This is a genomic window from Massilia oculi (genome assembly GCF_017582745.1).
In the GTDB taxonomy this organism is placed as follows: Bacteria; Pseudomonadota; Gammaproteobacteria; order Burkholderiales; family Burkholderiaceae_D; genus Telluria; species Telluria oculi_A.
Window position 1 is genome coordinate 69,134 of the sequence record NZ_JAFVIM010000008.1, and the last position, 12,893, is coordinate 82,026.

Consider the following 12,893-nt stretch of genomic DNA (forward strand, 5'->3'; position numbering starts at 1 on the left):
CAGTAAACATATTGATATGCAACTACGTGGAAATACGTATGTCGCACGGGTGGGACGAAGGTCGGAAAAAGCTGTACGGCAGAAGGTGAAAATTCGAAAATGACAACGCCGACGGCGGTGGCCGTCGGCGCTCTGATCGTGTCGATATTAAGGATTTATACCGGGGCCTGCACCGGCAGTTCGCGATCGCCCATCAGCAGCTTGGCCGGGGTCATCGGCGTGGTCCGCAGGCGCTTGCCGGTCGCGTGGAAGATGGCGTTCGACACCGCCGCCGCCACGCCCACGATCCCGATCTCGCCGACGCCCTTGGCGCCGAGCTGCTTGCTCACGATGCGGTCGTCCTCTTCCACGAAGATCACGTCGATGTCGTGGATGTCGGCGTTCGCCGCCACGTGGTATTCGGCATAGTTGTGGTTCATGAAGCGCCCGTACCTCTCATCGGTATGGGTTTCTTCGTACAGGGCCTGGCTGATGCCCCACACCACCGCGCCGCTGATCTGGCTGGCCGCGGTCTTGGCGCTGATGATGCGCCCGGCCGCGACCGCGCTCACCACGCGGGTCACGCGCACCATGCCCAGCTTCTCGTTGACGCGCACTTCGCAGAACACGGCCGAGTGCACCGCACGCGTGTATTTGCGCTGCTTGAGCATCTGTGGCGTCATGAAGAATTTCTCCTCCAGGCGGTCCAGGTTGGCGTCACGCAGCACGGCGGAGAGTTCGACCCGCTGCGCCGGATCCTTCTTCAGGAATACCGCGCCGTCGCCGAACTCCACGTCACGCATGCGCGCCTTCGCCAGCGGCGAATCCTGCATCGCCGCCGCCATCTTGAGCAGCTGCTTCTTGAGCTTCTCGCAGGCGCCATGCACACCCGAGCCAACCGTGGCCATGTGCGACGAACCGCCTTCGATCGGCGCCATCGGCAGGGTCGAGTCGCCCAGCTGGAAGGTCACCTGCTCGAGCGGCAGGCCAAGCTGTTCGGCGGCGACGATCGACATCGCGGTATAGGTCCCGGTGCCGATGTCGGTCGCCGCGCTGCTCACCACCAGGCGGCCGTCCACGTGCAGCACGGCCGAGACGCGCGCCACCATCACCAGCGAATCCCAGATCCCGGTCGCCATGCCCCAGCCCACCAGTTCATCGCCGTCTACCATCGTGCGCGGCTCGATCGGACGCTTGTCCCAGCCGAAGCGCTCGGCGCCCTGGCGGTAGCATTCGCGCAGCTCCTTGGTCGAGAAGGGCTTGTCTTCGATCGGGGCGACGTCGGTGTAATTCTTCAGGCGCAGCGCCAGCGGATCCATCTTGAGCTCATACGCCAGCTCGTCCATCGCCACTTCGAGCGCATGCACGCCGTGGGCGGCGCCGGGCGCGCGCATGTCCAATGGGGTGAACCGGTCGTGCGCCACCACCTGGTAGCCCAGCTTGATGTCCGGGCAGGCGTACAGCTGGCCGGACCAGTTGACGATCACTTCCACGTAGTCTTCGAGCCGCGAGGTTTCCTGGATCGCTTCGTGCCAGATCGCCTTCAGCGTGCCGTCACGGTCGGCGCCGAGGCGGATGCGGTGCCAGGTCTCGGGGCGGTGGCCGAAGCTGAACATCTGCTGGCGCGTGAGCACCACGCGCACCGAGCGTTTCAGCTGCAGCGCGCCCATCACGGCCAGCGGCAGCTGGTACTGCGGACGCAGGCCGGAACCGAAGGCGCCGCCCACGTAGGGATTGCGCACCGTGACCTTGTCCTTCGAGATGCCGAAGCCGTGCGAGACGTACCAGCGGCTGTTCTGCGAGCTTTGCGTCTTGTCGTAGATGGTCAGGTGACCATCTTCTCCATAGATCACGGTGGAGGCGAACATCTCCATCGGATTGTGGTGCTCGACCCCGTTGTAGTACTGCGAGTCGATCTTGACCGGTGCATTGGCGAACGCCTTTTCGCCGTCGCCGGTGGAGCTGGGCGGGGTGAAGCCGGCCTTCATCTTCTTTGGCTCATAGGCTTCGTCGAGACGCTCCAGGTGGTTGGTCTCGTGTTCCTCGACGTCGTAGTGCACCCGCACCAGCTGGGCCGCATGGCGCGCCGCCTCGAAGGTGTCGGCGATCACCAGCGCGACCGGCTGGCCGCTGTAGAAGATCTGGTCCGAGAACAGGGGACGGAAAGGCGAGCCGGCCGGCGCCGTCATGTCCTTCCAGGCGATGTCGAACGAGCGCATCTTGGGGCGGTTCTCGTGGGTCATCACGGAGATCACGCCATGCGCGGTAAGGGCGTCGACGGTGTCGATGCGGGTGATGCGGCCCTTGGCCACGGTGCTGCTGACGACCACGCCGTAGCACAGGTCGGGGGCGAAGACTTCGGCCGCGTACTGGGCCTGGCCGGTGACCTTGGCGCGGCCGTCGACGCGCGAGACGGCCATGCCGCTCTTGACGCGGCCGGTGCCGGCCGGCGCGCTCGGCGCGCGCAGTTCTGGAATCAGGTCGGTCATGCGTGGTCTCCCTCTGGATCTCGTTTGCTTCCGCTGGCGATCTCGGTGCCGCGGGCGGCGCTGTTCAAGGCCTGGACGATGGCGTTCTTCGCCAGGACCAGCTTGAAGTCGTTCTGCCCATAGCCGCGCGCGCCCTGCAGGATGGCGTCGGCCGCGGCGGCGAAGGCTTCCTCGCCGACCGCCTTGCCCACCAGCTCCGCTTCGGCCGCTTCGACGCGCCAAGGCTTGTGGGCGACGCCGCCGAGCGCGATGCGCGCGGCCTTGATCGTGCCGCCGGCCTCGAGGTCCAGGGCCGCCGCCACCGACACCAGCGCGAACGCATAGGACAGGCGGTCGCGCACCTTGATGTAGGCGCTGTGGGCGATGAAGCGGTCGGCCTGCGGAACGGTGATGTGGGTGATCAGTTCGCCGGGTTGCAGGGTATTGTCGATCTCGGGATGGTCTTCCGGCAGGCGGTGGAAGTCGGCGAAGGGGATTTGCCGCTTGCCGCCGCTGGACTGGACGTGCACGGTCGCGTCAAGCGCGCGCAGCGCCACGCACATATCGGACGGATGGGTCGCGATGCAGGCCTCGCTCGTGCCCAGGATCGCGTGCTGGCGGTTGACGCCATCCCTGGCCGGGCAACCGGTGCCGGGCTCGCGCTTGTTGCAGGCGGTGCCGACGTCGTAGAAATAGACGCAGCGGGTGCGCTGCATCAGGTTGCCGCCATTGCTCGCCATATTGCGCAGCTGGGGCGAGGCGCCGGCCAGGATCGCGCTCGACAGCAGCGGATAGCGCTCGCGCACCAGCGGATCGTAGGCCGTGTCGGCGTTGCGGGCGAGGGCGCCGAGCAGCAGGCCGCCGTCGTCGTCAAGTGCGACCTGGTCCAGGTCGAGGCCATTGATGTCGACCAGCTGCGAAGGGCGCATCACGCCTTCCTTCATCAGGTCGAGCAGGTTGGTGCCGCCAGCGATCGGGCGCGCTTCGCCGGCGCTCAATGCCGCCAGCACGCCATCGAGGTCCTTCGATTGGGTAAAGGTGAATGGATTCATGCGAGCACCGCCCCGGTCGTGAAGGCGGGCTTGTCGCCACTTTGGTTCTTGCGCAGGTCCATCACCTGGACCACGGCGTCCGCGATCTGCGGATAGGCGCCGCAGCGGCAGATATTGCCGCTCATGAGTTCGCGCACGTCGTCGCGCGATGTGGCCTGGCCCTCGTTCATCAGGCCCACGGCCGAACACAGCTGTCCGGGGGTACAGTAACCGCACTGGAAGGCATCGCAGTCGATGAAGGCTTGCTGGATCGGATGCAGGTCTTCACCGTTGGCGAGGCCCTCGACCGTGGTGATCTCCTTCCCATCCTGCATCACCGCAAGGGTCAGGCAGGAATTGATGCGCTTGCCATCGACCAGCACCGTGCATGCGCCGCATTGCCCCTGGTCGCAACCCTTCTTGGTGCCGGTCATGCCTGCGCGCTCGCGCAACAGGTCAAGCAAGGTCACCCAGGACTCGACGTTGAATTCGCGGTCTTGCCCGTTGATACGCAGGCGGACCGGATACTGCTGGTGAAGTTCCATGGTCATTTCCCCTCTATGAGAAGCCATGACCTTACCTGTGGAGCATGGGCGTCACGGTTAGGTGACGCACCTACTCTCGAGGTTACTTGTAATTCTGCTCAGGGACCGCGGAATACCACCGTTTTGTTGCCGTCGACAAAGACACGGCGCTCGATGTGGAACTTGACCGCCGCCGCCAGCGCCAGACACTCGTTGTCGCGGCCGACGCGGGTCAGCTGGTCGACCCGGTAGTTGTGGTCGACCCGGGTCAACACCTGCTCGATGATCGGGCCCTCGTCGAGGTCGGGCGTGGCGTAGTGGGCGGTCGCGCCGATCAGCTTGACCCCGCGGTCGAAGGCTTGCTGGTAGGGCTTGGCGCCCTTGAAGCCGGGCAGGAAGGAGTGGTGGATATTGATGCACTTGCCGGCCAGGCGCCGCGCCAGCTCGTCCGACAGGATCTGCATATAGCGCGCCAGGATCACCAGCTCGGAACCGGTCTCCTCGAAAATCTCGAACAGGCGCGCCTCTTGCTGGGCCTTGTTGTCCCTGGTGACCGGCAGGAACACGAAGCGGATGCCTTCGCGCTCGACCATCGGGCGCAGGTCGAGGTGGTTCGACACCACCGCCGTGATCTGCATGTTCAGCTCGCCATTGCGGCGACGGTACAGCAGGTCGTCCAGGCAATGGTCGGTCTTCGAGACCATGATCACGGTGCGCACCGGATCGAGCGGGTCGAACATTTTCCACTGCATGTCGAGGCGGCCGGCCACCAGCTCGGCGAATTCGCTGCGGACGCGCTCGATCGGCGGCGAGTGTTCTTGTTGGCGAAACACGGCGCGCATGAAGAAGCGCGCGGTCGAATCGTCGTCGAACTGTTCCAGCGCGCAGATATAGCAGTCGCGCTCGGCGAGGAAGGTCGCCACGGCGGCGACGATGCCGGTGCCGGCCGGGCAGCTGGCGTTGAGGATGTATTCGATGCGGCCGGCGGGCGCCGGGGCGATGCTGCTCATGAGTGATTCCTGTCGGTTAGGGGCTGGATGCAATGTGCTCGTCCGTCACGCGACACCGGCCAGGTGGGCCGGCGGCAGCTCTGGTTTCCGGCGCCGCCCGGTCGGTGGCGCTGGCAAGGCGATGTTGTCAGAATATATAGAATGAGGGATGCGGCCGGCGCCGTCAAGCGTGTGCATCAGACGTGCTACCATGCGCGCTTTTTCCAGAGCCGCCATGCCGTCGCCAGTGACCATTCGTCCAATGCTGCCCGCCGATCTCGATGCCGTCCTGCGCGTGCAGGCGGCCTGCTATCCGCCGGCGATGCAGGAAGCGGCGGCGGTGGTGAAGGCGCGGCTGGATGCGGCAGCCGCCACCTGCCTGGCCGCCTGCGATGCCGACGGTGTCTGCGGCTACCTGTTCGCCTACCCGTCGCGCCTGGAGCGGGTGACCGACCTGGGCGCGCCGTTCGACATCGCGCCGGATGCCGACACCCTGTACCTGCACGACCTGGCGGTCGACCCGCGCGCACTCGGACGGGGCCTTGCGCGCGCGCTGGTGGAACATTTGCTGGACCTGGGCCGCGGCCTGGATCTGCGCCATGCCGCACTGGTCTCGGTGCAGGACAGCACGCGCTTCTGGACCGGCTTCGGCTTCGAGGCCCGGGCGACGAGCGATGCGGGCGTGTTCACCTATCCGCCGGGCGCGGTCTATATGGCGCGCCCACTGGATTGAATTCACTCGACGCGGCGCACCTTGGCCGATGAGTTGGTGCCGTCGACACGCATGAAGATGGTGCCGAACATATTGCGTTCGATGCTGACCTTGGTGTCGGTGCGCGGCGCCAGGATCGCCTCGCTGCCGTCGACGACGCGCCACACCTGGCCGTTGGCCAGCCGGATGCGCGAATTCGGCCCCCAGCCCTCGAAGCTGCCCACGATGGTGCTCTGCACCGACTTGGGCTGCGACTCGCGCTGCTTCACGGCTTCCATGCCGAAATTTTCCTCGGCGGTGGCCGCTGCGACCGCCGGCGCGGCTTGCGCTGCCGCGGCTGGACCGGCCACGCCGACGGGGATCGCGTCATAGCAGGCAACGCGCGCCGCGACGTCGCTCACGGCGCGGCATTTCAGGATGGCAGCGTCATTGGCGAGCGCGGAACCGGAGGCGAGGAGCAGTACGGCAAGAGGCAGGGCTTTCATCGGAATCCTAGGTAGTGGTGGAAGCTCGCCCGCGGGCGGGGCCGGGGCGGCTACGATTATAGGGGATGCCGATGATGGAGTGGAAATCGTGGGACTGCTGGCAGGAGTCCGCGGGACGTCCTATACTGCTGGGCGGCGCCAGGCAGTTTCGGACCGTGGCGCCTCCAATACGAAGGAAGACCATGAAGCCACAAGTGACCATCATCGCCACCCTGTACGCCAGGGCAGGCCAGGAAGCCGCGCTCGCGGCGCGCATGCACGAGATGTCGATTGAAACCCGCAAGGAAGCCGGCTGCATCCTGTACGAGCTGCAGCGCTCGAACGAAGACCCGCGCGAGTTCATCATGGTGGAATACTGGCGCGATGCCGAGGCAGTGGCCTTGCACGACGCCAGCGCGCACATGGCGGCGCTGGTGGCCGACCTTCCGGCGCTGGTCGACCGTCCGGTGGCGGTGCGCAAGTACACGCCCGCCGGCTGAGGGCGCAACGGGCCTCAGGCGACCCGGCCGAACAGCCCGATCTGCAGGCCGCGCGCCATGCCGCGCGCCGTGTCGACCAGGGCGGCGGCGTCGGCGGGCGCGAACAACCTGCCGGCCGTCTCCTCGAACAGGGCCAGCCAGCGCGCGAAGTGCGCCGGCGTGAGCTGGGGCATGGCCTGGTGCTTGCCGAAGACGTTGCCGCGAAACTCGCGCGTCTTCAACATCGCGGTGCTCCAGAACGACACCATGCGCTCCTTGTGGCGAACCCACTCGCCGTCGGCGATCACGCCGGCGAATACGGGACCGAGCAGCGGATCGCGCCTGACCTGGTCGTAGAAGACGTCGACCAGCACGGCCAGGGCCGGGCGATCCAGGGGAAGGGCATCGCGTGCGCTCATCGCCGTCATCCCGGTTTGCCGTCGAGGCGCGGACTGGCCAGCCAGGGCCCGTAGCGCAGCAGGTAGATGACCAAGGCCAGCGACCACAGTGCGGCCGACAGGGCCAGCGTGTGGCCGCGTGCCGGGCCGTCGAACAGGTTGGCGGCCAGGCGCGCCGCGACCGCCAGCGGCAGCAGCGCGAACATCGCCACCTCGGGTCGCTCCGCCTGCAGGGTGCGGCCCGTATGTCCGCGCGCGGTGCGGGTGATCATGGCCCCGATCATGCCCGTCATGGCGCCGGCCGCCAGCAGGTGCAGGGCGGCGCTGCCCGAGACCACGCCGATGCCGGCCAGGCCAAGTGCCAGCAGGCCGGCCACCAGCATCGCATACGACAGGTGGAACGACCACAGGAGCGGCGTGCGCAGCGTCGACAGCGGATCCCACAGGATCAGGCGCGCGCCGTTGAGTAGCGCTGCCATGACACCCACCACCAGCAGCGCCCACCCGGGCGCCCCGGCCAGCCAGCACAGGGCCAGCGCGGCGATCGAGACGATGCTGGCCAGGTCGAGCCGCGGCAGGCTGCGCGCGCGGCTGCCCGGCGCGCCATTGCGGGTGAACATGGGGCCGACCCGGCCGCCGATGACCGCCACCAGCAGCACCAACAGCAGGATCGCGCCATGCACGGGTGTCAGCGGCGAGACCGCCGCCACGCCCTGCATCGCCAGGTGGAAGACCAGGTTGCACACACCAAGCAGGGCGATCACGAGGCAGATCGGCAGGTTGCGGCGGTTGTCGGCGCGCAGCAGCAGGCGCAGGATCACGCCCGCCAGCGCGAACAGGAAGGCGACGTCGACCACGGCATACAGCAGCGGCGGGGCGCCGAGGGCGGCGCAGCGCCCGGCGATCCACAGCAGCACCAGGGCCTGCAGGCTGCGGCCGCGCGGCGTCGGCAGGCCGGTCCAGTTCTGCACCGCCGTCAACATGAAGCCGGCGACGACCGCAACTGCGAATCCGAACACCATCTCGTGGACATGCCACAGCAGGTTCACCGGCCCCGGGGGCAGCAGGCCCAGATAGGCCAGCAGCCAGGCCGGCACCGCCGCCGCGGCGAAGGCGGCGGCCAGCAGGTAGAAGGGGCGAAAGCCCAGGCGCCACAGCGGGGCGTCGCCGGATGCCAGGCCGGGCTGGCCGTCGCGAGGCAGATCGGTAGCGGGGTTGGCGCGCATGCGGACCTCCTGTCTAAGATGTATTCACGATACATCAAAACCAGCCCGACGGGGACCGTCTTCCGGCCTAGTCCGAAAGGATGAGTTGTCGAGAAATTTAACACTCGGCACCAGCGTATTTACAATCCTCGGAAAATCTTTCATAAAATCAAGGAGTTGCCGCCGCGGACGCCACAGGCCCGGTTCTTGCTCATCCATGGTGAGTAACCATGAGGAGCAAGTCGATGTTGCGTATTACCCCGTTGTTGTTCGCGGCCGCGCTGCTGGCCCAACCGGCGCAGGCCGCCGTGACGTATTCCTGGCAGCAGGTCGAGGCCGGTGATTCGATGCCGCCCGGACTGAACCTGGAGCTGGTGTTTTCCGATGCGGCGGTTGCGCAGGGCAGCCTCTACCTCGATTTCACGAATATGTGCGACCTGGACGGGCCGTGCCTGAATCCCCAGGACAGCCTGCTGTCGCTGCGCTACTGGTACGAAGAGCCGTTCTCGGGAGACTACCGGCACAACTACATCGACTACGGCTACCGCCAGCTGCCGCAGCACTACTATGACAAGATCAAGCTGGACGTGACCTTCCTGCCGGGCGGCCTGCTCAGCGGCGATATCTTCGCCACCGACGGCAATTCGCACTTCACGCTGGGGAGCAGCGGCAGCCTGTTCACGGTCCTGAACGCCCACAGCGACGAGCCGTTCGGCTGCGCCTACGACGGGCCGGCCTGCTCGGGCTCCACCGGCCTGCTGGTCGGCGAGCCGCTCAAGGGCGAAGTGCCCGAGCCGTCCAGCGTGCTGCTCGCCGGCCTCGGCCTGGCCGCGGCCTGGCTCACCTCGCGCCGGCGCCCAGGGCGCTGACTCAGGCGGTCGGCGCCAGCAGCGCCGCGGTATCGGCCGCGCCCATGCGCTGCGCCGCGTCGAAGGCGCTGACGCCGTCGGCATCGCGCCGTGACGGATCGGCGCCGCGTTCGATCAAGAGGCGGGCGATCTCGACCCGGTTGAACATGGCGGCGAACATCAGTGCGGTCTTGCCCGCAGGTCCCGCATGGTCGGCGATGGCGCCGTGGTCCAGCAGCAGCCTGGTCACCGCCAGGTCGCCCTTGAAGGCGGCGCCGTGCAGCGGCGTCTGGGATGCATCGTTCATCAGTTGCGGATCGGCGCCGTGCTCCAGCAGCACGCGCGCGGCGTCGTGGTGGCCGTGGTAGCAGGCCAGCATCAGGAGACTGTCGCCGCGCTCGTTGCGCAGATTGGGCGGCAAGCCCTGGGTCAGCAGCGCGCCGAGCGGTTCGGCCTCGCCGGCGCGGGCATGCTGGAATACCTTGCGCACCCATTCGAGGGTGGCTTCGTCGAGTTCCGCCGGCGCGGCCGGCGGGGTGGTTTCATTGGCTTGCATGCGGGTTCCCTGATGTCGTTGCGATGATCGATTAGATCACATCCGGCACCGCCACGCAGGCGCGCTTCAGGCTTGCTGGCGGCTGGCCGTGTGCTCGGCCGCTTCCCACAACCAGGCCGGCAGGGCCAGCGCCGGCAGCAGCATCCCGGTCACCAGCGCCGCATGCCAGCCATACTGGGCATAGATCCAGCCGCCGAGGGCCGAGCCGAGCGCGCCGCCGGCGAAGAACAGGGCGAAGTACAGGCCGTTCAGGCGGCTGCGGATCTCGGCGCCGAGGGCGAACAGCGCGCGCTGGCCCAGCACCAGGTTGGCGGCGACGGCGGCGTCGAGCACGATGGCGGCCAGGGCCAGCAGGCCGAGCGCCATGGGCTTCGAGTGCGGTGCGAACAGCGGCAGCATGAAGCTCAGCGCGCCGACCGCCAGCGCGATCGCGGTGGCGCCCAGCGTATGGCCGGCATCGGCCAGGCGGCCGGCGATCGGCGAGGCCACCGCGCCGGCCATGCCCACCAGGGCGAACAGCGCGATCCCGTTCTGGCTCAGGCCGAAGTCCGGGCCGGCCAGGGCTTGCGGCACGACGGTCCAGAACAGGCTGAAGGCGCCGAACAGGCCGGCGTGGTACAGCGCGCGACGGCGCAGCACGACGGTATTGGCCAGCACCGGCCACAACGAAGCGATCAGCGCGCGGTAGCGCTGGGTAGCGGCCGGCCGGCGCTGCGGCAGCTTGAAGTGCAGCACCACGGCCAGCAACAGCACCAGCGCGGCGGCGATCCCGAACACGGCCTGCCAGCCACCGAAGCCGGCCAGCACGCTGGCCACCGGCCGCGCCACCATGATCCCCAGCAGCAGGCCGCTGACCACCTTGCCCACGGTCTGGCCGCGCGTCGCTTCCGGCGCCAGGTGGGCCGCGAACGGCACCAGCACCTGGGCCACCACGGCGCCCAGGCCGATGGCCAGGGCGGCCAGCAGGAACTGCCAGGCCGCGCTCGCATTCGCGGCCAACGCCAGCGCGGCGCCGGTGGCGACCAGGCCGCTCACGATCAGGCGCCGGTTCTCGACCAGGTCGCCCAGCGGGACGATGAACAGCAGGCCGAGGCAATAGCCGATCTGGGTGAGGGTGACGACCAGGCCGGTGGCGCTCGCGGGCATGCCGAGGGCGGCGCCGATCGGGCCGACCAGCGGCTGGGCGTAATACAGGTTGGCGACGATGATGCCGGCCGCGGCGGCCAGCAGCATGGTCATGCCGCCCGATATCTGTGTTTGTGTGTTTGTTTTCATGGCGTGTTCCTCGATGGGGTAGGTGAACGGTTCCATTCTAGGCAAGGATGAGGCAAAGATAATTAGGGCATAATGCCCACATACAATTCATTTAATGTGAACAATCATGGACAAGGTGAAGGCGATGCAGACCTTCGTGCGGATCGTCGAGGCGGGCAGCTTCACGAAGGCCGCCGAATCGCTCAACCTGCCGCGCGCCTCGCTGACGGCGACGATGCAGAACCTCGAGCGTCACCTGGGCGCCCAGCTCCTGCAGCGCACCACGCGCCGGCTGTCCCTCACGCGGGACGGTGAGCGCTACTATGAACAATGCGCCGCGATCCTGGCCGCGATCGAGGTGGCCGAAGCCGACTTCCTCGGCGCCGACGGGCGCCGCATGCAGGGACGGCTGCGGATCGACCTGCCTGGCGCCCTGGGCCGCGCCATCGTGCTGCCGCGACTCGCCGAATTCCGTCACGCCTGGCCCGGCATCGACCTCTCCATCGGCATGGGCGACCGCCTGGTGGACCTGACCGGCGAGGGCATCGACTGCGCGCTGCGGGTGGGCGAGCTGCAGGATTCCAGCCTGGTGGCGCGCCCCATCGGCCTGATGCAATTCACGATCGCGGCCACGCCGGATTACCTGGCGCGGCGCGGCGTGCCGGCTTCGCTGGACGAGCTGGCAGGGCACGACGGCATCGTCCATTTCTCGGGCCGCACCGGGCGCGCCTTCGATTGGGAATTGCAGGAGGCGGATGGGGTGCGCAAGGTCGCCGTGAAAGGCGGTATCTCCGTCAACGACGCCGACGCCAACCTGATTCTCGCGCTGCAGGGCCTGGGACTGACCCAGTTGGCGCGCTACCAGCTGCGCGGCCAGGAGGACCGGCTGGTCGAGGTGTTGCCGGGCGTGCGCCCGACGCCGATGCCGGTGTCGCTGCTGTATCCGCAGGGACGCATCGCCAATCCGCGCCTGCGCGCCTTCGCCGACTGGCTGGCGGGGGTGTTCGAGGCCGACCCGGACCTGCGGCTGGCGCACGATTGAGGGTCCGCAAGCGGCGGCGATGGACGCCACCGCAACATGGGGCGCCGAATGTCATGACAGGAGATCCCCATGAAAGCCGGCGCCTGGATAGCGCTCGCGGCCTGCATGCCTGCCTGCGCGCTGGCGGCGATTCCCTATGTGTATCCGTTCAATGCGATGACCGGCCAGGAGGTAGTCGAGCATCGGCTCAAGGAGCGGAACTCCAGTCACAATTCTAGTGTCTGAACCTACGTAAGTGTACATGAGAGAACACTATGGAAATGATGCTGAAGACCGGAGCGGCAGCGCGCAGGCTTGGTGTGACATCCAAGACGTTGCAACGCTGGGATCGCTGTGGCACGTTTTCTCCACTAGCGCGTAGCCCAACCGGTCTGCGCCTCTATAGTGAAACGCAGATCGCTGAGCGGATCGGATTGCAGTCACGCCCGGCTCCATACCGGATCATCGCTTACTGCAGGGTGTCCAGCGCTGCGCAAAAGCCTGATTTGCGCAATCAACGCCGGGTTCTCGAAGAATTTTGCACAGCGCGTGGACTGGCGGATGTCGAGTTCATCGAAGAGATCGGCGGCGGGCTCAATTTCAGGCGTCCGCGCTTGCTGGAGCTGACCGACGCGATCGGGCGAGGCGAGGTGCGCACCCTGGTACTGGCGCACCGGGATCGCCTGACGCGCTTCGGGTACGAATGGTTCGAACACATAGCGCACGAACATGGCTGCGAGCTGCTCGTACTGAACCAGGAGCGCTTGTCCCCTGAACAGGAAATGGTGCAAGACATGATGACCATCGTGGATTGTTTCTCAAGTCGTTTATATGGGCTGCGCAACTATCGCCGCCAGTTGGATGCTGCATTGAACAAGGACGCGCGCAATGCTGCTGTCACATCGCATCCGGATTGAAGCCACGCCTGAGCAGCGCGACTATTTCGCGCGAGCGGCGGGGACGGC

General features: G+C 67.1%; 15 protein-coding genes and 1 pseudogene. 7 read left to right on the forward strand and 9 right to left on the reverse strand.

Annotated elements, in window-relative coordinates:
* Positions 1 to 155: 155 nt before the first annotated feature.
* The 4 genes from J3U95_RS11485 to purU form a co-directional block, all read right to left on the reverse strand.
* Positions 156 to 2,468: a xanthine dehydrogenase family protein molybdopterin-binding subunit gene (locus tag J3U95_RS11485; RefSeq protein WP_208278731.1), complete on the reverse strand. Its 2,313-nt coding sequence runs from the start codon at positions 2,466 to 2,468 to the stop codon at positions 156 to 158.
* A complete protein-coding gene (locus J3U95_RS11490) occupies positions 2,465 to 3,499 on the reverse strand; it encodes an FAD binding domain-containing protein (protein ID WP_208278732.1) in 1,035 nt (344 codons plus the stop codon). The genes J3U95_RS11485 and J3U95_RS11490 overlap by 4 nt, the downstream gene beginning before the upstream one ends.
* Positions 3,496 to 4,023 carry a (2Fe-2S)-binding protein gene (locus tag J3U95_RS11495; RefSeq protein ID WP_208278733.1) on the reverse strand — a complete coding sequence of 176 codons (528 nt, stop codon included), beginning with the start codon at positions 4,021 to 4,023 and terminating at the stop codon, positions 3,496 to 3,498. The genes J3U95_RS11490 and J3U95_RS11495 overlap by 4 nt, the downstream gene beginning before the upstream one ends.
* Before the next feature lie 98 nt (positions 4,024 to 4,121).
* The gene (gene purU / locus J3U95_RS11500) at positions 4,122 to 5,012 is read right to left on the reverse strand and encodes a formyltetrahydrofolate deformylase (protein WP_208278734.1); all 891 of its coding nucleotides are present in this window, start codon (positions 5,010 to 5,012) and stop codon (positions 4,122 to 4,124) included.
* Positions 5,013 to 5,238: 226 nt separating this feature from the next.
* On the opposite strand from purU, the gene J3U95_RS11505 reads away from it, so the two are divergent.
* Complete coding sequence (locus J3U95_RS11505; RefSeq protein ID WP_208278735.1) at positions 5,239 to 5,724, forward strand: GNAT family N-acetyltransferase; 486 nt, start codon at positions 5,239 to 5,241, stop codon at positions 5,722 to 5,724.
* 2 nt (positions 5,725 to 5,726) lie between these two features.
* On the opposite strand, the gene J3U95_RS11510 is transcribed toward J3U95_RS11505, so the two are convergent.
* Complete coding sequence (locus tag J3U95_RS11510) at positions 5,727 to 6,188, reverse strand: hypothetical protein (RefSeq protein ID WP_208278736.1); 462 nt, start codon at positions 6,186 to 6,188, stop codon at positions 5,727 to 5,729.
* Between the two features lie 182 nt (positions 6,189 to 6,370).
* On the opposite strand from J3U95_RS11510, the gene J3U95_RS11515 reads away from it, so the two are divergent.
* Complete coding sequence (locus J3U95_RS11515) at positions 6,371 to 6,667, forward strand: putative quinol monooxygenase (protein WP_208278737.1); 297 nt, start codon at positions 6,371 to 6,373, stop codon at positions 6,665 to 6,667.
* A 14-nt stretch (positions 6,668 to 6,681) separates the two neighbouring features.
* Here the strand turns inward: J3U95_RS11515 and J3U95_RS11520 are convergent, their stop codons facing one another.
* Positions 6,682 to 7,065 carry a group III truncated hemoglobin gene (locus J3U95_RS11520; protein ID WP_208278738.1) on the reverse strand — a complete coding sequence of 128 codons (384 nt, stop codon included), beginning with the start codon at positions 7,063 to 7,065 and terminating at the stop codon, positions 6,682 to 6,684.
* Between the two features lie 5 nt (positions 7,066 to 7,070).
* Positions 7,071 to 8,270, reverse strand: a complete 1,200-nt coding sequence (locus J3U95_RS11525; protein ID WP_208278739.1) for an NnrS family protein — start codon at positions 8,268 to 8,270, stop codon at positions 7,071 to 7,073.
* A 224-nt stretch (positions 8,271 to 8,494) separates the two neighbouring features.
* On the opposite strand from J3U95_RS11525, the gene J3U95_RS11530 reads away from it, so the two are divergent.
* The gene (locus J3U95_RS11530; protein ID WP_208278740.1) at positions 8,495 to 9,118 is read left to right on the forward strand and encodes a PEP-CTERM sorting domain-containing protein; all 624 of its coding nucleotides are present in this window, start codon (positions 8,495 to 8,497) and stop codon (positions 9,116 to 9,118) included.
* Between the two features lies 1 nt (position 9,119).
* On the opposite strand, the gene J3U95_RS11535 is transcribed toward J3U95_RS11530, so the two are convergent.
* Together J3U95_RS11535 and J3U95_RS11540 are read right to left on the reverse strand one after the other, a co-directional pair.
* Positions 9,120 to 9,653, reverse strand: coding sequence for an ankyrin repeat domain-containing protein (locus J3U95_RS11535; protein WP_208278741.1), 534 nt, complete (start codon positions 9,651 to 9,653; stop codon positions 9,120 to 9,122).
* Positions 9,654 to 9,719: 66 nt separating this feature from the next.
* Positions 9,720 to 10,928, reverse strand: a complete 1,209-nt coding sequence (locus J3U95_RS11540; protein ID WP_208278742.1) for an MFS transporter — start codon at positions 10,926 to 10,928, stop codon at positions 9,720 to 9,722.
* Positions 10,929 to 11,034: 106 nt separating this feature from the next.
* Here J3U95_RS11540 and J3U95_RS11545 point away from each other — a divergent pair, with 106 nt between their 5' ends.
* The 4 genes and pseudogenes from J3U95_RS11545 to J3U95_RS28340 all read left to right on the forward strand — a co-directional run.
* Positions 11,035 to 11,949 (forward strand): LysR family transcriptional regulator, encoded by a 915-nt coding sequence (locus J3U95_RS11545; protein ID WP_208278743.1) that lies wholly within the window; start codon positions 11,035 to 11,037, stop codon positions 11,947 to 11,949.
* Between the two features lie 69 nt (positions 11,950 to 12,018).
* On the forward strand, positions 12,019 to 12,174 hold the full coding sequence (locus J3U95_RS11550) for a hypothetical protein (RefSeq protein WP_208278744.1): 156 nt from the start codon (positions 12,019 to 12,021) through the stop codon (positions 12,172 to 12,174).
* A gap of 29 nt (positions 12,175 to 12,203) precedes the next feature.
* Positions 12,204 to 12,845, forward strand: a complete 642-nt coding sequence (locus tag J3U95_RS11555) for an IS607 family transposase (RefSeq protein ID WP_208278745.1) — start codon at positions 12,204 to 12,206, stop codon at positions 12,843 to 12,845.
* Positions 12,817 to 12,879 (forward strand): annotated as a pseudogene (locus tag J3U95_RS28340) (hypothetical protein); the annotation flags it as partial. The gene J3U95_RS11555 and the pseudogene J3U95_RS28340, both read left to right, overlap by 29 nt.
* Positions 12,880 to 12,893 lie beyond the last annotated feature (14 nt).

Coding starts and splice junctions, on each gene's coding strand:
- J3U95_RS11485 (WP_208278731.1), bottom strand. CDS start 2,468: ATGACCGACCTGATTCCAGAACTGCGCGCGCCGAGCGCGCCGGCCGGC.
- J3U95_RS11490 (WP_208278732.1), bottom strand. CDS start 3,499: ATGAATCCATTCACCTTTACCCAATCGAAGGACCTCGATGGCGTGCTG.
- J3U95_RS11495 (WP_208278733.1), bottom strand. CDS start 4,023: ATGGAACTTCACCAGCAGTATCCGGTCCGCCTGCGTATCAACGGGCAA.
- purU (WP_208278734.1), bottom strand. CDS start 5,012: ATGAGCAGCATCGCCCCGGCGCCCGCCGGCCGCATCGAATACATCCTC.
- J3U95_RS11510 (WP_208278736.1), bottom strand. CDS start 6,188: ATGAAAGCCCTGCCTCTTGCCGTACTGCTCCTCGCCTCCGGTTCCGCG.
- J3U95_RS11515 (WP_208278737.1), top strand. CDS start 6,371: ATGAAGCCACAAGTGACCATCATCGCCACCCTGTACGCCAGGGCAGGC.
- J3U95_RS11520 (WP_208278738.1), bottom strand. CDS start 7,065: ATGAGCGCACGCGATGCCCTTCCCCTGGATCGCCCGGCCCTGGCCGTG.
- J3U95_RS11525 (WP_208278739.1), bottom strand. CDS start 8,270: ATGCGCGCCAACCCCGCTACCGATCTGCCTCGCGACGGCCAGCCCGGC.
- J3U95_RS11530 (WP_208278740.1), top strand. CDS start 8,495: ATGTTGCGTATTACCCCGTTGTTGTTCGCGGCCGCGCTGCTGGCCCAA.
- J3U95_RS11535 (WP_208278741.1), bottom strand. CDS start 9,653: ATGCAAGCCAATGAAACCACCCCGCCGGCCGCGCCGGCGGAACTCGAC.
- J3U95_RS11540 (WP_208278742.1), bottom strand. CDS start 10,928: ATGAAAACAAACACACAAACACAGATATCGGGCGGCATGACCATGCTG.
- J3U95_RS11545 (WP_208278743.1), top strand. CDS start 11,035: ATGGACAAGGTGAAGGCGATGCAGACCTTCGTGCGGATCGTCGAGGCG.
- J3U95_RS11550 (WP_208278744.1), top strand. CDS start 12,019: ATGAAAGCCGGCGCCTGGATAGCGCTCGCGGCCTGCATGCCTGCCTGC.
- J3U95_RS11555 (WP_208278745.1), top strand. CDS start 12,204: ATGGAAATGATGCTGAAGACCGGAGCGGCAGCGCGCAGGCTTGGTGTG.